Source organism: Ruegeria sp. BHSB196, from assembly GCF_059613135.1.
This window is the reverse complement of sequence record NZ_JBXWRY010000045.1, coordinates 1-23,309: the sequence shown is the minus strand read 5'-3', so window position 1 is coordinate 23,309 and position 23,309 is coordinate 1. Positions and strand designations below refer to the sequence as shown.

Genomic DNA, 23,309 nt, shown 5'->3' with positions numbered 1-23,309 from the left:
GGCCAGCACCTCCCATCGCTGCATCTGGAAAGCGTAGGGGGCGCCGCGATGTCGGGCAAGCGGAACGTGGCGCTTAGCCCGGCAGCTTGCCGGTCAGCACATAGCGCAGGATGTCCACCACCTGGCCCGGCTGCTCGGCCACGGCCAACGCCGCGGCATCCACTTCCTTGAGCGCATGCTGGTGGTCGGGGCCGTGCAGCACGATGATCGACTTGCCCAGCCCCGCCGCATATCCGGCGTCGAAGGCAGCGTTCCACTGCTTGTACTTGTCGCCAAAGCGCACGACGACCACATCCGCATCCGCGATGCCCTTTCGGATGCGGATCGCGTTCACCATCGCGCCCTTGTGGTCGTGCCAGTACTTGTCCGTCTCGCCCCCCAGGATCGCCACGCCGCAATCGTCGCTGGCCGCATGGTCGGTCACTGGGCTGCTGAAGGTGATGTCCAGCCCCTGCGCACCATCGATGATCTGCTCGCGCCAGTCGGTGTGGATCTCACCCGAGAGATAGACGTTCAGGCCCATGGCTTCCTCCGCTGTTGTTGCAGAGCCTACTTAAACTGCAATCAGGCGGAGCCCAATGCGGGATGTGCAGAAATCCGCGCCGTCGCTGTCATATCTTGCGGGCGACCAGATATCGGGCGGGTGGCGTTGCCGGGAAATTGCCGCTTTCGACGATCTCGAACCCCGCTTTGGTGATCGCCGATTCAAGTGTTTCGATATCCAACAGGTTGACGAAGGGCGCTTTGCCGACCAGCTGCATCACGGGCAGAAACATCTTGAGCAAACCGAACTTGAACCCCAGACCTCCCTCGGCGAGGCAGGGTGTTTTCGAAATGAACACCCCGCCCGGCTTCAGCCGCGCGTGGATGCCCGCGAAAACGCTGTCAATGTCCCGCACAAGGTGGAACAGGTTGAAGCCGAGTATCGCGTCATAGGTCTGACCCTGGCCCGGCGCGGTGACATCGATGCGCTCGAACGTGACATTGTCGACCGCTTCGGCCTTGGCTTTGCTCCGGCCGATCTCCAGCATTCCTTCGGAAAAATCGCTTGCCGTGATGTGCGCAACCGATGGCGCCAGCAACAGCGCCGTCGACCCTGTCCCGCAGCCGAGTTCCAGAACCCGGTCATCCGAAGTCAGATAAGACCGTGTCCGTCCCAGAGTATGTTCATAGGATTCCATGTCACGGATCGGAGACTTTGCGTATTTGGTCGCGATCCCGTCCCAGAATTTCGCCGTCGTCGCTGTCATGGTTGATCTCCTTTGCACGCTACTTATTCATGCGCAGATCGAATAGGAATTGCTGAAATCCGCAGAGTCTTTATACATTTTTGCATGAAAAAGACCCGCGATTTCGACTGGAACCACATCCGCGCCTTCCTGGCCACCGCCGAAACCGGCTCGCTCTCCGCCGCCGCGCGCCAAATCGGGCAGTCGCAGCCCACGCTGAGCCGCCAGGTCGCCGCGCTCGAGGCCGATCTGGGCGTGATGCTGTTCGAGCGCGTCGGACGGTCGCTGACCCTCACCCAGGCCGGTGCCGGTTTGCTGGATCACGCCCGTGCGATGGGCGAGGCCGCCAACAGGATCGCCCTGACCGCAACGGGACAGGCGCAGTCGATCGAGGGGCTGGTCCGCATCACCGCCAGCGACGTGATGTCGGCCTATTTCCTGCCCGACCTGCTGCGCCAGATCCGGTCGCAGGCGCCGCGCCTGCGGATCGAGGTGATTGCCGCCAACGATATCCGCGACCTGATGCGGCGCGAAGCGGATATCGCCATCCGCCATGTGCGCCCGGACCAGCCGGACCTGATCGCCAAACTGGTGCAGGAGGCATCGGGGCATTTCTACGCGACCACCGATTATCTCAACCGCATGGGGCGACCCAAATCCAAACCCGACCTGTCACAGCACGAATTCATCGGCTTCGGCGATACCCAACGGATGATCGACTACCTGAAGCCGTTCGGCATCCATCTGAGCGAGGAGAATTTCCGGCTGGGATCCCAGAACGGGATCGTGGCCTGGGAATACGCCAGGCAGGGGTTTGGCATCGCGCCGATGTCGCAGGTGGTCGGCGATTCCACGCCCGGTCTGGAACGGGTACTGCCCGAAATGGAGCCCATCAAGTTCCCGATCTGGCTGACCACCCATCGCGAACTGCACACCAGCAAGCGCATCCGGCTGGTCTTCGACCTGCTGTCGGAGTTCCTGTCGAAATAGAAAACGCGCCTGAAGGCGCGCTTCCGAGGCAATCGTTCGCGGCGGTCAGCCTCGCAACACGCCGCCGGTGGCCTTGGACACCTTGGCGATTATCTTTTCCGCCACCGCCTCGATATCCTTTTCCTTCAGCGTCGCTTCGGTCGGCTGCAGGCGCACCGTGATGGCCAGCGATTTCTTGCCCTCGCCCAGGGATCCGCCGACGAACTCGTCAAAGACGCGCACCTCTTCGATCAGCGCCTTGTCCGCCCCGGCGGCCGCATTGACCAGCGTCAGCGCCTCGACATCGGCATCCACGACAAAGGCAAAGTCACGCTCGACCGCCTGCAGGTCGCGCAGTTCCAGCGCCGAGCGGGTCGCCCCGGCCTTGCGCGGCAGCGGCACCTCGTCGGGCCAGATGGTAAAGGCCATGGCCGGCCCCTTGACGTCCATCGCCTGCAGGATGCGCGGATGCAGTTCCCCGAAGACGCCCAGAACCTTCTTGGGGCCCAGGCAGATTCGGCCGTGTCGGCCGGGATGCCACCAGGCATCGCCGTCGCGCAGGATCTGCACCTTGGCCGGTGCGCCGATCGCGGCCAGCACGGCCTCGGCATCGGCCTTGGCATCGTAGACATCCACCGGACGGGACGACGCCTGCACGTCCTTGGGGCCGGTGCGCCCGACCAGCAATCCGGTGATCTGGGTCTGCTGATCGCCCGGCTCTCCGTTGTGGAACACCGGGCCGACCTCGAACAGGGCCAGATCGGAGAAGCCGCGCGCCTGATTGCGTGCCGCCGCCTGCAGCAACCCCGGCAGCAGGTCGGGGCGCATGTGGCTCATCTCGGAAGAGATCGGGTTTTCCAGCATCGTGGCGTCATCGCCGCCGCCGAACAGCGTGGCCGACGCCTTGTCGATGAAGGTATAGGTCACGCATTCGTTGTATCCCAGCGCCGCGCAGGTGCGCCGCGCCATCGACTGGCGGCGCTGGCGGGGCGTCATCACCGGTTTGGGAATTCCCGGCGTCAGCCGCTCGAGCGGCTTGCCTTCAAGCTTGGTCAGCGAGGCGACGCGCGCAACCTCCTCGACCAGATCGGCCTCGCCCATGATGTCGGGGCGCCAGCTTGGCACATGCGCCATGTCGCCTTCGAGGCGGAAACCCAGCCGGGTCAGCGTCTGGCGCTGTTCGCTTTCGGGAATGTCCATGCCGACCAGCGACTGCACGCGCTTGGCATCCAGCCGGTAGGCGCGGGACTGGTCGGGCACCTGACCGGCGACCACGACATCCGAGGCTTCGCCGCCGCAGATATCCAGGATCATCTGGGTGGCGTGCTCCAGCCCCTTCAGCGTGAAGTCAGGGTCCACGCCCCGCTCGAACCGGTAGCGCGCATCCGAATTGATCTTCAGCGCCCGGCCCGCCAGCGCGATCTGGACATGGTTCCAATAGGCGCTTTCGAGGAACACGTTGACGGTATCCCCGGTGCATCCGGTCTCGAGCCCGCCCATGATGCCGCCGATCGACTCGGGTCCGTTGTCGTCCGAGATCACCATCATCCCGGGCTCGAACGTGTATTCCTTTTCGTCCAGCGCCACGAGGGTTTCGCCACCCTTGGCCCGGTGGACGCGCAGATTGCCCCTGACCTTGTCCGCGTCGAAGACGTGCAGCGGGCGGTTGTGGTCAAAGGTCATGTAATTGGTGATGTCCACCAGCGCCGAGATCGGGCGCAGGCCGATCGCCTTGAGCTGATCCTGCAGCCATTGCGGGCTGGGTCCGTTCCTGACCCCCCGGATCACCCGCCCGGTGAACAGCGGGCAGCCGTCCAGTGTGTCCTGATCGATCGTGACCTTGATCGGACTCTCGAAATCTCCCGGCACCGGCGCATAATCGCGGGTCTTGAGCGTGCCCAGCCCGCGCGCCGCCAGATCGCGGGCGAGGCCCGCCACGCCCAGCGCATCCGGGCGGTTGGGCGTGATCGCGATCTCGAACACCGGATCGACCTTGGAGGGGTCGTTCTCGGCCAGCCAGTCCACGAATCGATCCCCGACCTCGCCCGTGGGCAGCTCGATGATCCCGTCATGTTCGTCGCTGAGTTCCATCTCGCGCTCGGAACACATCATGCCAAAGCTTTCGATGCCTCGGATCTTGCCGACGCCGATGGTGGTGTCGATGCCCGGCACGTAAACGCCCGGCTTGGCCACCACGACCGTGATCCCCTCGCGCGCATTGGGCGCACCGCAGATGATCTGCACCTCGCCCTCATCCGTCCGAACCTTGCAGACCCGCAGCTTGTCGGCGTCGGGGTGTTTCTCGGCATGTGTCACGTAGCCGAGCCTGAAATCCTTGAGCCGGTCGGCGGGGTTCACCACCTCTTCGACCTCGAGTCCGAGATCGGTCAGTGCCTCGGCGATCTCGTCAACCGACGCGTCGGTGTCCAGGTGATCCTTGAGCCAGGAAAGGGTGAATTTCATCGGTCGCAATCCGCCAGTCGTCTTTGGTCGGAACGCATGTAGCGGATATTCCGATTGGGTGGAAGAGGCCGGCGGACGGCGGGACCGGGTGGTTTTGCAACAGGAGAATTGCGGCAATGCCACAGTTTCCGGACATAATTCCTTGGACGCGGCGCTTCCTGTGCCGATTTCGGGTAGCATCCGAGGCTGTGACCGCGAATCCGCGCAAGGACGACCCCCGATCGTGATTTCTGGAACATTGCACAGACCCGGCGAACGGCCACCCGCAAGGATCGGGGCGCGCTTCGGCGCAAGGCCCGTTTTGGCAAACGTTCTGGCCGCCGCCGCGCTTTGCCTGACCCTGGCAAGTTCCGGCGCGGCCCAGTCCGAGCCTGCGGAAGCACAATCTCAGGCGATGCAGGCCGCCAACGCGCCGACACTGAGCCTCCGCCCCATCAGCCGGGCCGAGAAGGAGCGGGCCAGCCGGGGCAACAACCCGTTCCGCGACTGGGTCGCCAAGGGCTGGCACGACATCCGCCTTCCCTGGACCACCCAGGCGGCGCGCAACGGAACGCCGCCGGGAACACGGACGCCCGGAACCGCAGAGTCCGCCAGGCAGGCCCTGCGCCTTGGGTTCGTCATTCAACCCGAGACAACACGCAACAGCAGCCTGTCTCTGTCGATCCTCGATTTCGAACGCGACAGCCTGAAAGGACGCGGATGCGCGTCCGATTACGGACCCATCAACACCGTCGAACAGATCAGTTGCCAACTGGAGGCAAGATCGACGCCGGCCAAGACCTTTTTCGAGCGTGTTTTTGACGGCTCGGCCGCCGAAAACCTGCGGCTGAAGGTGCGCTACCTGTATCGGTTCTGAGGACAATCGCCGAAATGGCGCCCGAAAGTCCTTGAAATCTCTTACATTTTCAGATTTCCCGCGCAGAATTGCCATTATGTCCGGATTCTGCCTCATTTTTGTCTTTGTTCTCGGCTTACCTTGCCCTGTCCCTAGTCCAGCTGCCAAACGGAGGGTCACCCGTGAAACAAAGAGTATCCAAGCTCTTTTGGGCCTACGCACCCAGCCCGGGTTCGGCCGTCTCAGGTGGCGATCTCGACACCGGCGTTACCCCCCATGCCGGCTGTCTCGAGAAAACCACCGCCCGGCGCGCCGGGGACGCGAAGTCGAAGATCCAAGAAAACACCTCGGAACGGGTCGCGGCGTGGTGGCACGCGCTGCGCGCCGCGACCCAAACTTGTCGGACCGCCCGCAACTGGGTCACGGCCGTAGTGTCGGTCGAGCCGTCAACAGCGGCAGTTCCATCGCCAAGACCTGTCAGAGCAGTATGCAGGCAAGGGGCGGTCCGATATTTGAAAACGACGCGCGCAGAAAACTTCCTCGGTTAAACCCTGCGTATCATCCTCGGGGAGAAGCGATCATCTCAGGTGCCCAAGCCACCACCCCGATCCAGTGAACCCGCGCACTGCGCCGCGTCGTCAGAAGCCCCCGGTCATCGCCGGGGGCTTTTTTCGCGGCGATGACGTGCCGGGATACCGGTCGGCGCGGTGCGCGGTCGGCCGGCGTTCAAGACGTCGGGGCAAACCGACGGGCCGCGGCGGCGGAAAGAGAACCCCGCCGAATGCGGTGGACAACCGGGACATCCGAACAAGTTCCGCAAACCCGTCGAGGCATCGGCGGTTGACACCGCGGGGTCAAAGGGTACTCAGGGACGATACTTCGTGCCGACGCGACACGGCATCGTGACACGGGGGTTTCTGGATTGGAGATGAAGCCATTATCGAAGAAGCAATATCCGGAAACGGAAGCGGCGTGCGAAGGACGCTTCGCCGGATGGCGTTGCGCAAGTGCACAGCGTTTCCGGTGGCATCGGCGGCGGCCACCGCGCGCACTGCCGAGTGGCCAATTCGCTCTGCCCCCGCTTGCGGCGTGACGTGCAAACCCGCTCGGGTGAAGACGACCGGCTTGCCGGCTTTCGCTCTGGCTCGGATACAGCACCTTGCGGTATCAAGAAAAACCGCCGCAAAAACCGCCGCCGCCGGCAGACAGGACCGGACCAGCGCAACGGAATTGGCCAAAATCAGCCTGAATACCGCAAGGGTTGTACGAAGGGGGTGTCTTGACGGAATTGTTGTGCCAAAGATCTGTTTTGGCCACATGGCCTTGTCTTGAGTTTGAAACCAGCCGGACCGAAGCAGCATGTTGATTGATGAATGTCTGATCTACGATCTTCCGAGGATACAGGACCGCCGCGGCAATTTGACGTTTGTCGAAGGTGGCAATCATATCCCTTTCGACATTCGTCGGGTCTATTATCTCTATGACGTGCCCGGTGGTGCGGAACGGGGCGGTCATGCGCACAAGGCGTTGCACCAGCTCATGATCGCAATGTCGGGCAGCTTTGACGTAACACTGGATGACGGGTTCTCGAAGAAAACCGTTCAACTGAACCGTTCCTACAAGGGGCTGTACATCGGCCCGATGGTCTGGCGTGAACTGGACAACTTCTCGTCCGGCGCCGTCTGCATGGTGCTGGCCTCGGACGCCTACGACGAAGCCGATTACTACCGAGATTACGATGAGTTCAGCAAGGCCGCCGCGGAGCAGAACAGTTGACCGTTTCGTTTCTTGACCTTTCCGCCTCCTACCACGAACTGAAACCCGAGATTGATGACGCCGTCGCCCGCGTTCTGGCCAGCGGGTATTACATTCTCGGACCCGAGGTCGAGGCGTTCGAACAGGAATTCGCCACCTATTGTGAGGCGGAAAAAGCCGTGGGCGTGGGCAGTGGGCTGGACGCGCTGGTGCTGGCCCTGCGGGCGCTCGGGATCGGCGACGGGGACGAGGTCATCGTTCCCTCGAACACCTTCGTCGCGTCCTGGCTCGCGGTTTCCGCCGTGGGCGCGGTTCCTGTCGGTGTCGAACCGGATCCGGCGACCTACAACATCGACCCCAATCGGGTCGAGGCGGCCGTTACCGACCGGACGCGCGCCCTGATGCCCGTGCATCTGTACGGCCAGCCGGCCGATCTGGATCCGCTCGTGGCCATCGCGCGCAAACACGGGTTGTACGTGATCGAAGATGCCGCGCAGGCTCATGGCGCCCGCTACAAAGGCAAACGCATCGGATCACGCGGCGATGCCGTGTGCTGGAGTTTCTATCCGGGCAAGAATCTCGGAGCGTTCGGGGACGGCGGGGCGGTGACGACAAACGATGCCGCCCTGGCGGACAGGATCGCCCTCTTTCGGAACTACGGCTCGCGCCGGAAGTACCACCACGAGGTCCAGGGTACGAACAGCCGGCTGGACCCGATCCAGGCCGCGATTCTCCGCGTGAAACTGAAACACCTCGATCGGTGGAATGAACGGCGGCGGAATGCGGCGAACCGTTACCTGGATGCATTGGCGTCTTCCGGTCTGACCCTTCCCCATGTTCCCAACTGGGCCGAGCCGGTCTGGCACCTGTTTGTCGTTCAGGTGCAAGAACGCGACAAGGTGCAGGCAAGACTGGCCGACGCCGGCATTCAAACCTTGATTCACTATCCGGTGCCTCCGCATCGGCAAGAGGCCTATCGTGCCGCCGCGGCGGCGGGTGCGGATTTTCCGATCGCAAGCGCTCAGGCGGACCATCTGCTGAGCCTGCCCATCGGACCCCACCTGGCGCGACGCGAACAGGACGCCGTGCTGGATACATTGAAACACGTGCTGCGGTGAAAGCGTTGCTTGTGCAAGGAAGGGTAGATCGAACATGAAGACTGCTGTCGTCGGGAGCGGCTTGATCGGGCGCAAGCACATCGATTTGATCGCGAAGGATCCCGAACTGAGCCTGGTTGCCGTGGTGAACCCGCATCATACGCCCACCGACATTCTGAAAGCCCACGGGATTCCGAATTTCAGATCGCATCGGGAACTGGTGGACTCCGGCCTTGCAGAGGCGGCGATCATCTCGAGCCCGAACGAAACCCACGCGGAAATCGCCATTGAACTGATGGAAGCGGGATTGCCGGTGCTGATCGAAAAGCCCATCGCCGCGACGGTGGAAGAGTGCGAAGCGATACTGGAGGCCGAAAGACGCACCGGGGTTCCCGTTCTGGTCGGCCATCACCGCAGGTACAATCCGGTCATCCGCGAAATGCGCGATCTGATCCAGGGCGGCACCCTGGGCGCCTTGGTGGGCGTTTCGGGCGTCTGGTCGGTGCGCAAGCCGGATGACTACTTCAACACGGAATGGCGTGTCGGTCCCAGTGGCGGACCCATCATGATCAACCTGATCCACGAAATCGAGTATCTTCAGACCATGGCCGGCCCCATTCGCGGCCTTTCCGCCTTTTGCGCCGAACGCCGCCGTCTTCCCCATGTCGAGGCGACGGTTTCGCTGAACATGGAATTCGAAAGCGGCGCCCTGGGCACGATCCTTCTGAGCGACAGCGCGGCATCGCCGTGGAGCTGGGAACAGGCCACCGGTGAGAATGCGCCGACCTTCCCGCATTCGCGCAAGAACCCCTACCGTTTCCTGTTCGAAAGCGGCGCGGTGGAATTTCCCCAACTGAAGATTTGGAAACAACCGGAACCCGATTGGACCAAGCCGTTTGAAGTCGAAGACCGGGACATGGTGGCTCAAAGCTGGCAAGGCGTCTTTGCGGATCAGCTGTCCCATTTCCGCGACGTGGCCCTCGGCAAGGCTGCGCCCAAGATCACCGCCCGCGACGGCGCCGAAGCGTTGAACGTCGCGCTGACGGTCCGCCGCGCCATCAACGAACCGGGGCGCTACCTTGAAGTGCCGAAACTGCGGATAGACGCGAACGGGTAGGGCGTGCGCTATTTCGGAACGAAGTACATTATTGTCTCGTAAATCGATTCCGTATAATGCCTTATGAAAACACGGTAATTCGGATTGTAGCCCAAGATCAACTCAGGGATCACCCAAAAATCCGTCGGGCGATGGTAGATGGAAATCGCCATTGTTGGACCAGCTTCGGAAATCAACGCTTCGGCACCGATCAAGGCGTCGATTTCGGCCCCTTCTATGTCCATTTTCAGGTAGCTGGGCGGCGCATCGCGAAACTCGTCAAGTTTGCGTATTTCGATGACGGTTTCGCCATGTTCCGTTACGGTGGAAGCGGAACCATCTGACGAAAACCGTGCATGTCCCGATTGGGCGCCGGCGCCAAATGGCAAGATTTCTACATCACGCATCCCTTCGGTCGCCACCTTGCAGGCCCTCTGATTGTTCGCTTCCGGTTCGAAAATGCGAATGGACTTGTAGTTTGGAAAGCGTCTGGCAAATTCCTGCGACGTGAATCCGTCGAAACCGCCGACGTCCCAGAAAACCGCGCCATTGGGTAGCGTCAGGAACGGTTCGAAATATTGCTGTTCCTGCCGATCTGTGAACCCATCAAGGTACGTCAGATCAAGAGTGGATCGGAACCCAAGAAGCTTGTCGAGAATTTTGAGAGAATCCTCATCCGCCAAGAGGTTTCTAAGCCAAGTGATACGCTCTGGATTGCCATGGTAGGCCACCGAGAACCCTTCGTTAAACACGACCTCTCTAAGCGGGAGGCCGGAAAACTTCAGAAACGCAAAATAATCCAGGTGTTCAATCTCAAACCGGTCCAGAAAACGCGCGACTGTCAGCGGTTTTCCACCCGATGCAACAACAACGAGGCCGTCAGACGGAATATCTTCGGTTTTCAATATCGGCGTTCCAAGATATTCCGTGTCGCTGGAGAAATCGTCAATGATGCCGGCGATTTCGAGATGATCAAGTATGCTTTTCGTGTAAACGTTACACCCAAAAACGAACCGCCGTTTCGCATTCGCTTCGATAAACCGCTCGCAAAATTTCTTTGCCATTGCTTTGCGCTCGGCTGTCCAGCTGAAGTCTCCCAGGCTTTCTATCGTTTGCAAAATCAGCTCCAGTCCTGTTGATTAAATTGCTGATACCCCTGTACGCGCATGTCGAATTCGTCATCGGGGGGCGCCTCAATGCCATTCAGGCGAAACAGGATCCCCGCCTTGTCGAACGGGGCTATTTCCAGTTCTCCACCGCTTTCCTTCAGCGGCACATACTCCATGGTGCCGCCGGCGTTCTTGAATCCGACGGAAAACAACGGCTGTTTCCGCGATACGGTCAGAATCCGTCTTTCAACCTGATGCGCGGCCGGCGGCATCGGTGCATCGGTGTCATAGGGCAATCCCAGAAACGGCAGCATGTACAGCCGCGCGTAATCGATGCCGCAGGAAAGCTCGATCTGGTGCCCGTACAGATCTCCGGGGCAACGCCGCATGCACTCGATGATCCAGTATTCGCTGTCAGATGCGATGAATTGCGTATGCATCAGGCCGTCATTCGGCTTCATGTCTTCGACCAGGCGGAGGATGCTCTCATGGACGTTCCTTCGGATCTGCGATGGCAGGTTGGACGGGAACACGGAACGATCAACCGCGAACGGGTAGACCTCGCAGTATTCGTCGGCGAACGCATGCCAGAAGATTTCGCCGTTGGACACGAACGCCGTGTGGCTGTGCAGCCGCCCTTCGACGAACTGTTCCACCAAGACCCGCTTCTGCCGGGAACTGTCGAACGCACGCGCGACCGCGCCTTCCAGGTCCGCGGGATCCTCCACGATCCGCACGCCGCGGCCGCTGAAGCTGTCAACCGGTTTCACGATGACCGGCATCGTGATTCGCTCGACGTCGATGCAGTCCCCCGGGGCGAATTCGCCGAACTTGCGGGGTGAGGGTATCGCCAGCTCTTCCAGCTTTTCGCGATAGGCGTCCTTGGTGTGCAGGACGTGCGCGACCTCCGGCGTATCGAAACCGGGGTATCCCAGCTTGTCGGCAACATAGGTGGCCGCCATGTAGGCATAGTCGTTGCACGAGGGCACGATGCAGTCGAAGTCGCGCTTTTGACACGCCTCCAGCAGGGTCTCGGGGTCCGAATAATCCTCGAAGATGGAGGCGTCCGCGTAGGCGTGGCATGGATCGTCCGGATTGCGCCCGATCACGGTGACTTGTGCCCCTTCCGCGCGCATTGCTTCGAAAATGGGCGCAGCGCTGAAACTGGACCCGATCAGGAGTGCCTTCATGTAACGGCTTTCAGTTCTTGAGTTTCAGAGCCGCCAAGGGCCGATGTCAGTGCTTCGTCTAGCGCAGAAAGGTCCGCAATAAAATCCCTATGGGGCAGAGGTAACTCCGAGTTTGGTACCTGTCGCCCAAATACAAAGCATGCACGATGCCCCAAAGCGCTACACAGACTGGAGAAATAGTAGTAGTTTGCCCCTCGATATGAAGGCGTCAGAAGCACAATGTTTGCACCAGGTGCTCTGAACATAAGGTTGAGCACAGCCGCTCCAACCGGTGAGACCACGCATTCGCAATTCCGCAACAACTGAATCTGTTGAGCGATCGAAAGGTCCGCCGGATTAACTGCCACAAAGCCCTTATCGATCAAGTGGTGTTCTATGCAGTTCGAGTTGACAAGGTTTCGCCCGTTTCCGGATGTATGCGATTCCCTTCGCAGGTACACTCGACTTAGAGTGTCCGCGGAACGTTCAGCTGAGTCTGGTTTCGTTGCGCTTTGAACAACACCCGTAAGGCCCGCCCCGTCAGCGGACTTCCCTATCGACTGAATGGTTTGCAGCGCAGGACTCAGCGACGCCGTAGCGGTCAATCGATCTGCCTGCTCGCAAGCAACGTCTCTGAGTTTTGCAAGAGCCGCCGAGGAAAAGCAGTGTGTATGCTTGTCCGGGATCGTCAGAGTACCGCTTGAAAGATAGGCTCGGTCGTCCGGGGGGGAGTAAGAGGGCGGGGTCAAATATACCAGCTTCCTGACATGAACACGCCGCCAATTCTGAACGTGAATAACCTCTCTGTTCTTCCGATTGACGATTGCAAGCAGTTCAAGAAGCTTCGGATGGAGTGGGCTGTCTACAAGTAACGGAAAATCATCGTATTCCGGCAATTCGTCGATGAGAGCAAGTCTCGGCATGGCTTCGACCAAAAAATGGGCAAAGTTGCCCATGCACTGTCCTAAAAGGCTGATCCCGCAATCCGCTTTTTTTTGTTTTGACCTCATCCAAAGCCGGAGTTTTCCGCTGGCTGGTCGAAAGGTCGCGCGATTCTCGATCTCAGCCATGAACATGTCGCGATCGGGTTGGATCACTGGCGGATAATAGGCGAAATTATCCTTGACAATGAATTCGGTGCGGCCGACCACGCAAACGTTCTGAAATTCGTAGAGCTTGATCTCAGGAGAAAAGTTCGTGCCGTCGTATTCGGCTGCACCCAACTCGGCGCTTTCCCCCAAAAAAACTGGGGCTTGCCCTTTGGAAACAACAGATGGGAAGAGAACTCGAGCTTTTGTGTCGGACATCCCGTGCTTGTCTGACACAGGCCTGAGCTCAAAGGTCTTGGACATCGCCAAACGGCGAAGCGAGTCTTTGAATCTCCGGAGTCGCTTTATAGACATAATGAATACCGCGTTTTGGTTGTGCTTGTGGCTGGGTGAACCAAAGGGCGTGAAGCTTTGTCACTACCCCACTATGAAACGCTGTCGAAGTTCCGTTTTCCGATCCGATCTGCGGAGACGCGTGGAACAAGAAATGATCTGTAATTCTTCACTATTTTGTTTCATATCGAAGCTTTCTTCAATTCAAAGTTTTTTATCCAAGGCAGGATCTAAGCCGTTCCTTCCAATAATACCGTCTGGCCCTGCCCCTCAGCGCAGCCGGCACGTCCGGAGATTTGCAGAACGCCCGCAGGAGGTCTCGATCGCGTCGATCGCGCGCCTCCCTGAGCGTTGCCGTTCCGATCCGGTCGGCCATCCGCACGCCGTATTCGGGCCCCAGAAGATCGACGGCCAATTGCCGCACGTCCCGGTACTCGCGCCATGTGGGCATCCCGACCAGCGGCCAGTCGAAGCTGTCCCAACGCGCTCTGGGAATGTATTTGGAAACGACCTCCAGGATCAGTTTCATTTGCCGAAAGCGCCTTTGGTGAATGTTATTCGGATGCACGCGATATAACCAGAACGCTTCTTCGTCGAACCAGAACGAGCGGTTCTTTTCGGCCAGATCCTTGAAAACACGAAAAACAAAGGAATAGTCGTCCGCCAGCAATTCTTCATCGAACCCACCGACCCGGTCGATCAGTCCGCGCCGGAGAACCATCCCCTGAAGAAAGATGCGGGACAGACGGCGATAAAGATGCTCGTCCAGCATCCTCTGGGCGTCCCCGCTCCGCAATGGCGCGACGAAGTCCTCATCGTAGATGCTAGGCGCGTTTCGCGTGGGATCTTCGTCAAAATGAACCTGGCGCGGCAAGACCAGGTCCAGGTTTTGGTCGGATTCGAGCCTTGCCACGATGGTATCCAGCGGAAAGCCCGGCATCAGAATGTCATCGCCCGCCATCAACTGAACGTAGGGTCCATCGGTCATGTCGATCAGTTTTTGCGTGTTGGCGGCCGTGGATCCCGTATTGTCCTGCCGTTCGACCCGCACGGGCACCGATGCGCGGGCCGCGAACGCTTCGGCGATGTCCGCCGTGCGGTCGGGCGAACCGTCGTCCAGAACCACGATTTCGAAGTTGTCATAGCGCATCGCCGCCAGGCTGCTCAGACAAACCTCGATGAAGCGTTCATGCGAATAGGTAAGGACCACAACAGATACTTTCGGCATCTCACGCGACATGGTTCTTCCTTTGCCGTCCGGTCACGGCTCAGAGTCGGTGACGGCGTGATCTGAAATGGTCCCGCCTTTTAGGCCAGGTTTCGGGCATTGCCAAGACGCCCAAACCGCCATCGGCGCAGGTTCGCGATCCGCACCGCCGGTTTGCTTCCTTGTCCGCAATACGGTCGGGCAACGCCCGCATGACTCCGGTGCGCCGATCCGAAAAACCGGATCGCCCCCAACCGCGCGACAGGCCTAGGGGCGGGATTCGGCGTTCCGTCAGTCATTGGGGTCTGTGGCGATCCCGCGAGGACTCGAACCCCGAACCTGCTGATTAGAAGTCAGCTGCTCTATCCAGTTGAGCTACGGGACCGCTGGGCCTTTCTTGGGGCTTTTACCCTGCGGGTTCAAGCCCCAAGCGCATGAAGGCGCTGTTGGGATCTTCCCGGTACCCGTGGATCGGACCGCAATAGGCAAACCCCAACGCCTCATAAAGCCTCCGCGCCGCCTCGTATCCCGGCAGATGCGCCGCGCCGGTCTCCAGGACCAGGGCCGAGGCCCCGTCGGCGCGCGCGGCCTCGGCAAGGTGCGCCATCATCGCCCGCGCCAGACCACGGCCGCGCGCGGCCGCCGTCACGTGCACCGACTTCACCTCGGCCGTGCCGTCCGGCAGGGACTTGAGCGCCCCGCAGGCGACCGGGGCGCCACCGTCGTACATGGCCCAGAACCGGGTGTCTGGCGCGGCCAGGGCCGCGGCCTCCATCGTGTGGTTGCTGTCCGCTGGGCCGGCCCGGCGGCTGTGCTCCAGATGCGCGTCGATCAGCGGGCGCAACCCCGGCGAGGCCGGGTCGGCCGGTCGGATTTCCAGCATTCAGTGGGTCCAGGGGCCGCGCCGGTCGGTGGCGAAGTTCTCGCCATAGCCGCGCGGGCGTATGTTGGGCTTGCGCTTGTGCGGCTCCAGCACCTGCGCCTCGATCCCGTGCGCCTGAGCGTATTCCAGCGCCTCTTCCTTTGTCTCGAATTTCAGACGCACCTGGGTCTGCGTGTCCCTCGACGAGGTCCAGCCCATCAGCGGATCGACCTCGCGCGCCGAAGCCGGCGCGAATTCCAGAACCCACTTGCGGGTCTTGGCCATGCCCGAGGTCATCGCGTTCCTGGCAGGCTGATAGATCCGTGCGCGCATGTCATGCTCCGTCGTCATTCGGCTGCTCCCGTTTATGCGCCAGCGCGGGCACGGGGACAAGGTTGCAAATGCCGCATATGCGGCGGCCGGAATTGCCCCTTGAACCGGAACAAAAACAGACCAAGATCGGGCAGGAAAGGAATCCGCCATGCCCTATGCCCATTCCGACAAGACGCTGCCGATGATGCAGGCTCCGGCCCCGGAGGTGAAGGCGCGCCCCAAACTGGAAGGCGGCAAGCGGTTCGTGATGCATACCGATTTCGCTCCGGCCGGGGATCAGCCCACGGCGATCGCGGAACTGGCCCAGGGCATTCTGGATGGCGAACGCAACCAGGTTCTGCTGGGCGCGACCGGCACCGGCAAGACCTTCACCATGGCCAAGGTGATCGAACAGACCCAGCGTCCCGCCATCATCCTCGCCCCCAACAAGACGCTGGCCGCCCAGCTGTATGGCGAATTCAAAGGGTTCTTCCCCGAAAATTCGGTGGAGTATTTCGTCAGCTATTACGACTACTACCAGCCCGAAGCCTATGTTCCGCGCAGCGATACCTATATCGAGAAGGAATCGCAGATCAACGAACAGATCGACCGGATGCGCCACTCGGCCACCCGCGCGCTGCTGGAACGAGATGACGTGATCATCGTGGCCTCGGTGTCGTGCATCTACGGCATCGGCTCGGTCGAGACCTATGGCGCGATGACCCAGGATCTGAAGGTCGGGCACGACTACGACCAGCGGCAGGTGATGGCCGATCTGGTGGCCCAGCAGTACCGCCGAAACGATCAGGCGTTCCAGCGCGGCAGCTTTCGGGTGCGCGGCGATTCGCTGGAAATCTGGCCCGCCCACCTCGAGGACCGCGCCTGGAAACTCTCGTTCTTCGGCGAGGAACTGGAAAGCATCACCGAATTCGACCCGCTGACCGGCGAAAAGACCGACACGATGGAGCAGATCCGGGTCTATGCCAATTCCCACTACGTGACCCCGAAACCGACGATGCAGCAGGCCATCATCGGCATCAAGAAAGAGCTGCGCCAGCGTCTGGATCAGCTGGTGGGTGAGGGCAAGCTGCTGGAAGCGCAGCGGCTGGAACAGCGCACCAACTTCGACCTGGAAATGCTCGAGGCCACCGGCGTCTGCAACGGGATCGAGAACTATTCGCGATACCTCACCGGCCGCGCCCCGGGCGAGCCGCCGCCCACGCTCTTCGAATTCATCCCCGACCACGCCATCGTCTTTGCCGACGAATCCCATGTCTCGGTGCCGCAGATCGGCGGCATGTACCGAGGCGACTACCGGCGCAAGTTCACCCTGGCCGAGCACGGGTTCCGCCTGCCGTCCTGCATGGACAACCGCCCGCTGAAGTTCGAGGAATGGGACGCCATGCGCCCGCAATCGGTGTTCGTCAGCGCCACTCCGGCGGCGTGGGAGCTGGAGCAGTCGGGCGGCGTCTTCACCGAACAGGTGATCCGCCCCACCGGCCTTCTGGACCCCGAGGTCGAGATTCGCCCCGTCAGCATGCAGGTGGACGACCTGCTGGACGAGGTGCGCAAGGTCGCCGCCAAGGGCTATCGCACGCTGGTCACGACACTGACCAAGCGCATGGCCGAAGACCTGACCGAATACCTGCACGAACAGGGCATCAGGGTCCGCTACATGCATTCCGACATCGACACGATCGAGCGGATCGAGATCCTGCGCGATCTGCGGCTGGGCGCCTTCGACGTGCTGGTGGGCATCAACCTGCTGCGCGAGGGGCTCGACATCCCCGAATGCGGGCTGGTCGCCATTCTGGACGCCGACAAGGAAGGGTTTTTGCGCTCGGAAACCTCGCTGATCCAGACCATCGGCCGCGCCGCGCGCAACGCCGATGGCCGGGTAATCATGTATGCCGACAAGATCACCGGCAGCATGGAACGCGCCCTGAACGAGACCAACCGGCGGCGGGCCAAACAGCTTGCCTACAACCAGGAACACGGCATCACCCCCGAGACGGTGAAGAAGAATGTCGAGGACGTGCTGGCCGGTCTCTACGAGGGCGACGTGGACATGAACCGCGTCACCGCCACCATCGACAAGCCGATGCATGGCGCCAATCTCGAGGCGCATCTGGACGGTCTGCGCGAGCAGATGCGCAAGGCGGCCGAGAATCTGGAGTTCGAGGAAGCCGCCCGCATCCGCGACGAGATCAAGCGTCTGGAAGCGGTCGATCTTGCCGTCGCCGACGACCCCATGGCGCGGCAATGGGCGGTGGAGAAGGCATCGGAAGACGCGGTCCGGTCCAAGGGGCGGTCAACGGCAGGGCGGCCGGGGCAGCGGGGTGGGAATGTGAAGCGGCGGAGGAAATAATATCTATGTCGCTGAATTTTGGAAAAGATAGTCCTCGAGATCACTTCAATATGCTTGTGGAGTCGATCGATCGATTTAGGGATAACCCAATGGACATTGGCTTGGGTCAACAGGCTGCAATTAATTCTTGGGCCCTGTGCGAATGGGTGTATCCACACGATATTAGATATTCGTCAAAGATTGCATTCGAGAACGACGTTCGAAGCAACTGTCCTGCGCTATCCTTGTTGCAAGACCTGAACAATGCGAAGAAACACACCACTATCACACGCTATAGTCCGACTGTGTTGAGGACAAAAAAGCAAGGGGGTTTCTCTCGTGGCTTTAATCGAGCTTTTAAGCAAGCAGGTCTTATTGTTACTGATGTCAACAATCAAGAATTTTTGCTGGATGAATTGCTCGGTGATGCACAGGCGTACTGGAAAACACACCTCGCGCTTTTAGCGCTGTGAGCAACCGCAGTATGGCTCTCCAACTCATCTCACCGGCGGATCAAGGCGCATGTTGGGGTAAAACCCCATCCTAAACCCCCATCTCCGCCCGTTTCTTCCGGGTCAGCTTGGCCACGACCATCTCATACGACGTCACGATATGCGCGCGCAGGGACTCGTCGCTCATCCCGCGCGGCTCGTAAACCTGCAGCCATTTCATGCCCCTTGAGGCCAGATAGGGCGCGGGGCGGATGCCGGGCTGATCCTGCAGCACCTCATAGGCCAGATCGGTGGCCTTGAAGGTGAAGGCGTCCTTGCCGTCGTTCCAGCCGCAGATCGCGAACACCTTGCCGCCCACCTTCCACACATCCGCATTGCCCCATTGCACCACGTGGCTTGTGGCCGTGAGGCCGGAACAGAAGGCGTTGAACTCGTCGCGGGTCATGGCGCCGATCCTGACCGGCGTGCGGGGGCAAGGCAAGCACGGGGCCGCGGCCCGCCAGGTGGCTTGACCCGGCATTAACCGGGTTGCGTCAGATCTGCGCCATGCGCAACCGCAACTCTCCGCTCTCGCCCGAGGTCTGGCTGAACGACCTCTTCGCGTCCAAGGCCGTGCAGCAGGGCGGCGTGATCCGGCGCAAGGCGCGGGATATCGAGCGCTTCGTCGGGATGGAGCGTTTCATGGCCGAGATCCATCGACGCGGGTATCAGGTGGCCGAGAACTCGGGCCAGATCGTGATCTTCTGCAACCGTGCGCCGGTGCGCTGGCTGACCTGACCGACGCGCCGCTTTCTTGAAAAGAAAGCGGCCCCGAAATCTTTTCAAGATTTCGGCCCCCTCCGTCCCGGGCCCGTCAGAAATCGAACAGCTCGTCCAGGAACCCGCCGCGTTTCTTCTTGCGGTAGCCCTGAGCGGACCGGTCGTCACGGCTCTGCTGGGGCGGCGCGGAGTAGGCGGCCGAGCGTTCGATGATCTTGTCCAACTCTCCCCGGTCCAGCCACACGCCGCGGCACTTCGGGCAAAAATCGATCTCGACCCCGCTGCGCTCGGCAATCACCAACTCGCTTCCGTCGATCGGGCATAGCATTTCCGACATCTCCCTGTTGCTGTCCCGGTAAAGATGGGGTTGCATTCCCCGTTTGCCACCCCTCGCTGCGGGCAAGTCCGCCACACTTCCCGGTTGCGCCCCCGTGCCGTGTGCTCCACGTTTGAAATCACAGATTGTGATTCCAAACGGCTGCCATGTCCGAAACCGAGACCCTGCCCAGCACGCACGAGGTGCAGGACGCCATCCACCGGGTGCGCGGCGTGCGGGTGGTGCTGGCCGAAGACCTCGCCCGGTTCTATGGCAAATCGGTCAGCGCCTTCAATCAGGCGGTGACCCGCAACAAGGCGCTGTTCGAAGGCTACCGGTTCCAGCTGACCGATGCCGAGGTCGCCGATCTGGAATCACGGAATGTGATTTCAAAGCCCAAGGGCCGCGGCGGGCGGCGGGTCAACCCTTGGGTCTATACCGACTATGGCGTGGCGATCGCCAGCGCCCTGTTCCGCGATCCCCGTTCGATCCGGATCACCCGGATGATCACCGAAGCCTTCGTTGACGGCGCCAACGCCCTGGCCGAAACCCCGCGCCGCGCGCCCGAGATCCTGCCGCCCGAAACCGCCCCCGCCCCGCTGCTGCCCAACGGGGCGCAGCTGCGCGACCTGGCCGAGAACATTCTCGATTCCGGGCAGCAGAGCCTGGTCGACTACATCGCCAACCCCACCACCAAGCGCCAGCAGGCGGTCGCCGCGATCATGAAGACGCTGGCCGAAACCGCGGGCGTCGAGGTGCGCACCCAGCAGGAGCAGCTGCGCCTCAGGATCGCCGAGCGTCTGGCCAGCGGCGACTATGCCGACGATGACGACCGCAAGCGGCTGCTCGACCTGCTGCACGCGATGAAGGGCTGAACCGGGCAGGCTTCCGCCCTCCCCCGCCCTGCGCCGATCCGCAGCACGGGTGGTCAGAGCGGCACGTCAGGGCCGGACGAATTTCGCCCCGCCGACCATGCGCTGCTTGACCTCGGGCGCCGGAACGGTGCCGGCACGTTGCGACATGGCCGGTACCCGAGACCCGCAGGCCACCCCGTCCCCATCCGGATCGTTGCGCAGATGATAGCCCGGAAACCCGCGATAGGCCGGCGCCATGCCCACCGCCTGCGCCGCATCGCAACCGGCCAGCGCCACGATATGCAACACCGCTTCGGCCGGCTCATAGGGCGACGTGCGCAGATACACGCCCAGCGCAACGCTCGCGGTCGTCACCGGCAGCGCCAGGACCATCAGCAATATGCGAACCGGCGACAAGGCGCGCCGCCGCAACGCCTCGGCCCGGCGATGCCGCCGGATCGAGCGCGGGTTCGCAACGGTTTCCTCGCTCGACAGCGAACGTTTTCCCATGAATGCTGTGGTAAGACCCGATTATGGCAGCAGAATGACCCGCAAAGACCCGTTCCACCCCGTCGATGACGCCGCCCGCGCGCTGACGCGCGATCTGATCCGCACGGCCACCCACGCGGCGCTGGCGGTGCTGCAGCCGGGCACCGCCCTGCCCTCGGTTTCGCGCATCGCCCTGGCGACGGACGCACGGGGCCGGCCGGTCTCGCTCGTCTCCAGCCTGGCGGCGCACACGCAGGCGCTTGAGGCCAACCCGGCCTGCGCGCTTCTGGTCGGCGAACCCGGACCCAGAGGCGATCCCCTCACCCACCCGCGCCTGACCCTGCACGCCACCGCCCGGCTGATCGCGCGGGACACGCCCGAGCATCGCGCCCTGCGCGACCGCTATCTGTCGGACCGGCCCAAGGCCGCGCTCTATGCCGATTTCGCCGATTTCCGCTTCGTCACCTTCGACGTGACCGACGGATTGCTGAATGCGGGGTTCGGCAAGGCGTACCGGATCGCACCTGCCGACCTCTGACCGCCGGACTTGCCCGACTCGGCCCTCCGGCGCACACTGAAATCCTGGAACGAACACGGCGCCCTGGTTGCGCCCTTTACGCCTGGCCGGGCCGCCGATGGATCCACGGAGGAAACCATGACCATTGCCCCGCGCCTGAAACACCATCTCGAAGCCAAGTCCGTGCCATACGAGACCGCCCGCCATCCCTATGCGCCCACCGCCGCCGAATGCGCCGAGGCCGCCCATGTGCCCGGCGACCATCTGGCCAAGTCGGTGCTGATCCACATGGAGGACGGGCCGATGCTGGCGGTGGTTCCCTCGAACCACAAGCTCGACCTCTCCGTCCTGCAGTCGATCCTGACCCGCCGCCTCGGCCTGGCCCCCGAGGCGCAGGTCGAAGAGGTGTTCGACGATTGCGATCTGGGCGCCGCCCCGCCCGTCGGCGCCGCCTATGACGTGCCCACCATCGTCGATGACAGCCTGACGGGACTCGACCGTGTCTGGTTCGAGGCCGGGGACCACAAGACCCTGATCGAAATGAAGGGCAGCGACTTCGACCGGCTGATGAAGGACGCCCGGCATGGCTCCTTCTGCTGCCTGAACTGACGGCGCGACCGATCCGGCCCGGTGCGACCTAGCGCACCACGTGCACCGCGCATTGGGCGTGGCGCACCACGTGAGTCGCGGTCGAACCCAGAAAGATGTCCTGCATCCCCGGACGGTGCGAGGCCAGGATGATCAGGTCCGGCTTGTTCGCCTCTGCCCAGTCCAGGATCGACCGGCCCGAATGGCCCTCGATCACCTCGGCCTTGGCATTGGGCAGCTTGGCCGCAAGGTCGTCCAGCTCGGTCTGGATCGCCTTGCGCGCCTCGGTCAGGTATTCCGCCGGCATGTAGGAAATCGCATAGTCGGGAATGTGCTCGACCACATGCATCAGCGTGATCGTGGCATCCGGCGTCGCCAAAAGCTGCGCCAGCTTGAGCGGGCCGGACACGTCCCGCTCGGCGTCGAAGGAAATCGGAACAAGGATGTTGTGATACATGGGCTCGCGCCTCCTGTTGAGATAAGCGAAGTCTGGGTTCGATCGGCCGCGCGGACCTTGATCCAAATCAGGTCAGTCGAAGGTCTCGGCCACATCGTACATGACCGGCTCGAAGCTTTTGCACAGCTCGTTGATCTTGCGGTTGCGGGCGCGCATTTCGTCGGTGCGCAGCATCGCCAGGAAATCCTCGCGCCGCCGCCACTGGGAGTAATTCGCGATCCGGGTCTGGGCGTCGTTCACGTGCAGGCCGGCAGCGACAAAACCCGGCTGCTTTGAGATGAAATTGGCATAGGCGTCCGTCAGCGCCTCTAGCAGATCCTGACAGGTTCCGGGCGTCATCTCGAAGGTGGTGATGACGGTCTGAACGGTGGCATCCTTGGAAATCTTCGGCATCTTGCTCCTCCTCGTCTGCCTCCAGCCTAACACAGCTTTTCGGGATTGCGCGCGAATTTGTGCCTTGTTCCAGTCACTTCCGCCCCGCGCCTGCCGGCTCCGCGGCTAACCATCCGTTAACCAAGATTAGCGAAGGATTGCCGAAAAGAGGGTGCCCGTGGGCCGATACCTGATCGCCATTGCGTTTTGCCTCTTGGCCGCGGAGCCCATCCGGGCGGGCGCCTGGCTGCGCGACGAGGGCACCGGTTTCGTCGCCGTCACCGGCACGACCCGCGTGCCGGATGCAGACCAGACCGACGGCCGGTATTCGCTCTATGCCGAATGGGGGGTGGAAGATTATCTGACCGTCGGACTGGACGCCAACGAAACCCCCTGGACCAACGGTCACGCGCTCTTGTTCGCGCGCGTTCCGCTGACCCGACCCGGCCGGTTCGGGCGGCTCGCGCTGGAACTCGGCACCGGCGTCCACCACTGGAATGCGGGCACCCACCGGATGACCCGCCTGCGGCTGTCCTACGGCAAGGGGTTCGCGCTGGGCGCCGAACAGGGCTGGGTCGCGGTGGACGCCACGCTGGACAAGCGGCGCGGGGCGGACTCGGTGCGCAAGCTGGATCTCACCGCCGGTCTCTCGACCGACCGCCGCCTGAACCCG

At 61.9% G+C, this 23,309-nt stretch carries 26 protein-coding genes and 1 tRNA gene; 12 read left to right on the top strand and 15 right to left on the bottom strand.

Annotated features, from left to right (window positions below):
- Positions 1 to 73: 73 nt before the first annotated feature.
- Both AC2FNJ_RS17180 and AC2FNJ_RS17175 read right to left on the bottom strand, forming a co-directional pair.
- On the bottom strand, positions 74 to 523 hold the full coding sequence (locus AC2FNJ_RS17180; protein WP_496765908.1) for a YtoQ family protein: 450 nt from the start codon (positions 521 to 523) through the stop codon (positions 74 to 76).
- 88 nt (positions 524 to 611) lie between these two features.
- Positions 612 to 1,250 (bottom strand): class I SAM-dependent methyltransferase, encoded by a 639-nt coding sequence (locus tag AC2FNJ_RS17175; protein ID WP_496765907.1) that lies wholly within the window; start codon positions 1,248 to 1,250, stop codon positions 612 to 614.
- An 84-nt stretch (positions 1,251 to 1,334) separates the two neighbouring features.
- Here AC2FNJ_RS17175 and AC2FNJ_RS17170 point away from each other — a divergent pair, with 84 nt between their 5' ends.
- Complete coding sequence (locus AC2FNJ_RS17170; protein WP_496765906.1) at positions 1,335 to 2,219, top strand: LysR family transcriptional regulator; 885 nt, start codon at positions 1,335 to 1,337, stop codon at positions 2,217 to 2,219.
- Between the two features lie 45 nt (positions 2,220 to 2,264).
- Here AC2FNJ_RS17170 and pheT read toward each other — a convergent pair whose 3' ends face one another.
- On the bottom strand, positions 2,265 to 4,661 hold the full coding sequence (pheT, locus tag AC2FNJ_RS17165; protein WP_496765904.1) for a phenylalanine--tRNA ligase subunit beta: 2,397 nt from the start codon (positions 4,659 to 4,661) through the stop codon (positions 2,265 to 2,267).
- 301 nt (positions 4,662 to 4,962) lie between these two features.
- Here pheT and AC2FNJ_RS17160 point away from each other — a divergent pair, with 301 nt between their 5' ends.
- From AC2FNJ_RS17160 to AC2FNJ_RS17145, 4 genes are all read left to right on the top strand, one after another.
- A complete protein-coding gene (locus AC2FNJ_RS17160) occupies positions 4,963 to 5,517 on the top strand; it encodes a hypothetical protein (RefSeq protein WP_496765903.1) in 555 nt (184 codons plus the stop codon).
- Between the two features lie 1,338 nt (positions 5,518 to 6,855).
- Entirely contained in the window at positions 6,856 to 7,272 is a 417-nt protein-coding gene (locus AC2FNJ_RS17155) for a sugar 3,4-ketoisomerase (protein ID WP_496765902.1), read from the top strand.
- The gene (locus AC2FNJ_RS17150; RefSeq protein ID WP_496765901.1) at positions 7,269 to 8,369 is read left to right on the top strand and encodes a DegT/DnrJ/EryC1/StrS family aminotransferase; all 1,101 of its coding nucleotides are present in this window, start codon (positions 7,269 to 7,271) and stop codon (positions 8,367 to 8,369) included. Before AC2FNJ_RS17155 ends, AC2FNJ_RS17150 begins: the two co-directional genes overlap by 4 nt.
- 34 nt (positions 8,370 to 8,403) lie before the next feature.
- The gene (locus AC2FNJ_RS17145) at positions 8,404 to 9,465 is read left to right on the top strand and encodes a Gfo/Idh/MocA family protein (RefSeq protein WP_496765900.1); all 1,062 of its coding nucleotides are present in this window, start codon (positions 8,404 to 8,406) and stop codon (positions 9,463 to 9,465) included.
- An 8-nt stretch (positions 9,466 to 9,473) separates the two neighbouring features.
- On the opposite strand, the gene AC2FNJ_RS17140 is transcribed toward AC2FNJ_RS17145, so the two are convergent.
- The 7 genes from AC2FNJ_RS17140 to AC2FNJ_RS17110 form a co-directional block, all read right to left on the bottom strand.
- On the bottom strand, positions 9,474 to 10,562 hold the full coding sequence (locus AC2FNJ_RS17140; protein ID WP_496765899.1) for an FkbM family methyltransferase: 1,089 nt from the start codon (positions 10,560 to 10,562) through the stop codon (positions 9,474 to 9,476).
- Between the two features lie 2 nt (positions 10,563 to 10,564).
- A complete protein-coding gene (locus AC2FNJ_RS17135; protein WP_496765898.1) occupies positions 10,565 to 11,743 on the bottom strand; it encodes an ATP-grasp domain-containing protein in 1,179 nt (392 codons plus the stop codon).
- Positions 11,740 to 13,029, bottom strand: a complete 1,290-nt coding sequence (locus AC2FNJ_RS17130) for a glycosyltransferase family 61 protein (RefSeq protein WP_496765897.1) — start codon at positions 13,027 to 13,029, stop codon at positions 11,740 to 11,742. Before AC2FNJ_RS17130 ends, AC2FNJ_RS17135 begins: the two co-directional genes overlap by 4 nt.
- 289 nt (positions 13,030 to 13,318) lie before the next feature.
- On the bottom strand, positions 13,319 to 14,344 hold the full coding sequence (locus tag AC2FNJ_RS17125) for a glycosyltransferase family 2 protein (RefSeq protein ID WP_496765896.1): 1,026 nt from the start codon (positions 14,342 to 14,344) through the stop codon (positions 13,319 to 13,321).
- A gap of 275 nt (positions 14,345 to 14,619) precedes the next feature.
- Positions 14,620 to 14,696: transfer RNA gene (locus AC2FNJ_RS17120), tRNA-Arg, on the bottom strand.
- Between the two features lie 21 nt (positions 14,697 to 14,717).
- Positions 14,718 to 15,194, bottom strand: coding sequence for a GNAT family N-acetyltransferase (locus tag AC2FNJ_RS17115; protein ID WP_496765894.1), 477 nt, complete (start codon positions 15,192 to 15,194; stop codon positions 14,718 to 14,720).
- Complete coding sequence (locus AC2FNJ_RS17110) at positions 15,195 to 15,506, bottom strand: ETC complex I subunit (RefSeq protein ID WP_496765917.1); 312 nt, start codon at positions 15,504 to 15,506, stop codon at positions 15,195 to 15,197.
- A gap of 148 nt (positions 15,507 to 15,654) precedes the next feature.
- On the opposite strand from AC2FNJ_RS17110, the gene uvrB reads away from it, so the two are divergent.
- Positions 15,655 to 17,853: an excinuclease ABC subunit UvrB gene (gene uvrB / locus AC2FNJ_RS17105; protein WP_496765893.1), complete on the top strand. Its 2,199-nt coding sequence runs from the start codon at positions 15,655 to 15,657 to the stop codon at positions 17,851 to 17,853.
- A 5-nt stretch (positions 17,854 to 17,858) separates the two neighbouring features.
- Positions 17,859 to 18,305: a hypothetical protein gene (locus tag AC2FNJ_RS17100; protein WP_496765891.1), complete on the top strand. Its 447-nt coding sequence runs from the start codon at positions 17,859 to 17,861 to the stop codon at positions 18,303 to 18,305.
- Positions 18,306 to 18,375: 70 nt separating this feature from the next.
- Here the strand turns inward: AC2FNJ_RS17100 and AC2FNJ_RS17095 are convergent, their stop codons facing one another.
- A complete protein-coding gene (locus AC2FNJ_RS17095) occupies positions 18,376 to 18,729 on the bottom strand; it encodes an MmcQ/YjbR family DNA-binding protein (protein ID WP_496765890.1) in 354 nt (117 codons plus the stop codon).
- 101 nt (positions 18,730 to 18,830) lie between these two features.
- On the opposite strand from AC2FNJ_RS17095, the gene AC2FNJ_RS17090 reads away from it, so the two are divergent.
- Positions 18,831 to 19,061 carry an aspartate aminotransferase gene (locus AC2FNJ_RS17090; protein ID WP_496765889.1) on the top strand — a complete coding sequence of 77 codons (231 nt, stop codon included), beginning with the start codon at positions 18,831 to 18,833 and terminating at the stop codon, positions 19,059 to 19,061.
- A 76-nt stretch (positions 19,062 to 19,137) separates the two neighbouring features.
- On the opposite strand, the gene AC2FNJ_RS17085 is transcribed toward AC2FNJ_RS17090, so the two are convergent.
- Positions 19,138 to 19,371, bottom strand: coding sequence for a TFIIB-type zinc ribbon-containing protein (locus AC2FNJ_RS17085; RefSeq protein WP_496765916.1), 234 nt, complete (start codon positions 19,369 to 19,371; stop codon positions 19,138 to 19,140).
- Between the two features lie 155 nt (positions 19,372 to 19,526).
- Between AC2FNJ_RS17085 and AC2FNJ_RS17080 the strand changes: the two genes are divergently transcribed.
- Complete coding sequence (locus tag AC2FNJ_RS17080; RefSeq protein WP_496765888.1) at positions 19,527 to 20,234, top strand: ORF6N domain-containing protein; 708 nt, start codon at positions 19,527 to 19,529, stop codon at positions 20,232 to 20,234.
- Between the two features lie 66 nt (positions 20,235 to 20,300).
- Here the strand turns inward: AC2FNJ_RS17080 and AC2FNJ_RS17075 are convergent, their stop codons facing one another.
- The gene (locus tag AC2FNJ_RS17075) at positions 20,301 to 20,723 is read right to left on the bottom strand and encodes an excalibur calcium-binding domain-containing protein (protein WP_496765886.1); all 423 of its coding nucleotides are present in this window, start codon (positions 20,721 to 20,723) and stop codon (positions 20,301 to 20,303) included.
- A 34-nt stretch (positions 20,724 to 20,757) separates the two neighbouring features.
- Here AC2FNJ_RS17075 and AC2FNJ_RS17070 point away from each other — a divergent pair, with 34 nt between their 5' ends.
- Positions 20,758 to 21,240, top strand: coding sequence for a HugZ family pyridoxamine 5'-phosphate oxidase (locus AC2FNJ_RS17070; RefSeq protein WP_496765884.1), 483 nt, complete (start codon positions 20,758 to 20,760; stop codon positions 21,238 to 21,240).
- A 117-nt stretch (positions 21,241 to 21,357) separates the two neighbouring features.
- Positions 21,358 to 21,828, top strand: coding sequence for an aminoacyl-tRNA deacylase (locus tag AC2FNJ_RS17065; RefSeq protein WP_496765882.1), 471 nt, complete (start codon positions 21,358 to 21,360; stop codon positions 21,826 to 21,828).
- 28 nt (positions 21,829 to 21,856) lie between these two features.
- Here AC2FNJ_RS17065 and AC2FNJ_RS17060 read toward each other — a convergent pair whose 3' ends face one another.
- Complete coding sequence (locus AC2FNJ_RS17060) at positions 21,857 to 22,264, bottom strand: universal stress protein (protein ID WP_496765880.1); 408 nt, start codon at positions 22,262 to 22,264, stop codon at positions 21,857 to 21,859.
- A gap of 72 nt (positions 22,265 to 22,336) precedes the next feature.
- Entirely contained in the window at positions 22,337 to 22,657 is a 321-nt protein-coding gene (locus tag AC2FNJ_RS17055) for an antibiotic biosynthesis monooxygenase family protein (RefSeq protein ID WP_496765879.1), read from the bottom strand.
- Positions 22,658 to 22,814: 157 nt separating this feature from the next.
- Here AC2FNJ_RS17055 and AC2FNJ_RS17050 point away from each other — a divergent pair.
- Positions 22,815 to 23,309, top strand: a 495-nt coding sequence (locus AC2FNJ_RS17050; RefSeq protein WP_496765877.1) for a hypothetical protein, incomplete at its 3' end; no start/stop codon positions are given.

Bases quoted from the DNA above. Each gene is read 5' to 3' on its own strand.
- AC2FNJ_RS17180 (WP_496765908.1), bottom strand. From the start codon at position 523: ATGGGCCTGAACGTCTATCTCTCGGGTGAGATCCACACCGACTGGCGC.
- AC2FNJ_RS17175 (WP_496765907.1), bottom strand. From the start codon at position 1,250: ATGACAGCGACGACGGCGAAATTCTGGGACGGGATCGCGACCAAATAC.
- AC2FNJ_RS17170 (WP_496765906.1), top strand. From the start codon at position 1,335: ATGAAAAAGACCCGCGATTTCGACTGGAACCACATCCGCGCCTTCCTG.
- pheT (WP_496765904.1), bottom strand. From the start codon at position 4,661: ATGAAATTCACCCTTTCCTGGCTCAAGGATCACCTGGACACCGACGCG.
- AC2FNJ_RS17155 (WP_496765902.1), top strand. From the start codon at position 6,856: ATGTTGATTGATGAATGTCTGATCTACGATCTTCCGAGGATACAGGAC.
- AC2FNJ_RS17145 (WP_496765900.1), top strand. From the start codon at position 8,404: ATGAAGACTGCTGTCGTCGGGAGCGGCTTGATCGGGCGCAAGCACATC.
- AC2FNJ_RS17135 (WP_496765898.1), bottom strand. From the start codon at position 11,743: ATGAAGGCACTCCTGATCGGGTCCAGTTTCAGCGCTGCGCCCATTTTC.
- AC2FNJ_RS17130 (WP_496765897.1), bottom strand. From the start codon at position 13,029: ATGTCCGACACAAAAGCTCGAGTTCTCTTCCCATCTGTTGTTTCCAAA.
- AC2FNJ_RS17125 (WP_496765896.1), bottom strand. From the start codon at position 14,344: ATGTCGCGTGAGATGCCGAAAGTATCTGTTGTGGTCCTTACCTATTCG.
- AC2FNJ_RS17115 (WP_496765894.1), bottom strand. From the start codon at position 15,194: ATGCTGGAAATCCGACCGGCCGACCCGGCCTCGCCGGGGTTGCGCCCG.
- AC2FNJ_RS17110 (WP_496765917.1), bottom strand. From the start codon at position 15,506: ATGCGCGCACGGATCTATCAGCCTGCCAGGAACGCGATGACCTCGGGC.
- uvrB (WP_496765893.1), top strand. From the start codon at position 15,655: ATGCCCTATGCCCATTCCGACAAGACGCTGCCGATGATGCAGGCTCCG.
- AC2FNJ_RS17100 (WP_496765891.1), top strand. From the start codon at position 17,859: ATGTCGCTGAATTTTGGAAAAGATAGTCCTCGAGATCACTTCAATATG.
- AC2FNJ_RS17095 (WP_496765890.1), bottom strand. From the start codon at position 18,729: ATGACCCGCGACGAGTTCAACGCCTTCTGTTCCGGCCTCACGGCCACA.
- AC2FNJ_RS17090 (WP_496765889.1), top strand. From the start codon at position 18,831: ATGCGCAACCGCAACTCTCCGCTCTCGCCCGAGGTCTGGCTGAACGAC.
- AC2FNJ_RS17085 (WP_496765916.1), bottom strand. From the start codon at position 19,371: ATGCTATGCCCGATCGACGGAAGCGAGTTGGTGATTGCCGAGCGCAGC.
- AC2FNJ_RS17080 (WP_496765888.1), top strand. From the start codon at position 19,527: ATGTCCGAAACCGAGACCCTGCCCAGCACGCACGAGGTGCAGGACGCC.
- AC2FNJ_RS17075 (WP_496765886.1), bottom strand. From the start codon at position 20,723: ATGGGAAAACGTTCGCTGTCGAGCGAGGAAACCGTTGCGAACCCGCGC.
- AC2FNJ_RS17070 (WP_496765884.1), top strand. From the start codon at position 20,758: ATGACCCGCAAAGACCCGTTCCACCCCGTCGATGACGCCGCCCGCGCG.
- AC2FNJ_RS17065 (WP_496765882.1), top strand. From the start codon at position 21,358: ATGACCATTGCCCCGCGCCTGAAACACCATCTCGAAGCCAAGTCCGTG.
- AC2FNJ_RS17060 (WP_496765880.1), bottom strand. From the start codon at position 22,264: ATGTATCACAACATCCTTGTTCCGATTTCCTTCGACGCCGAGCGGGAC.
- AC2FNJ_RS17055 (WP_496765879.1), bottom strand. From the start codon at position 22,657: ATGCCGAAGATTTCCAAGGATGCCACCGTTCAGACCGTCATCACCACC.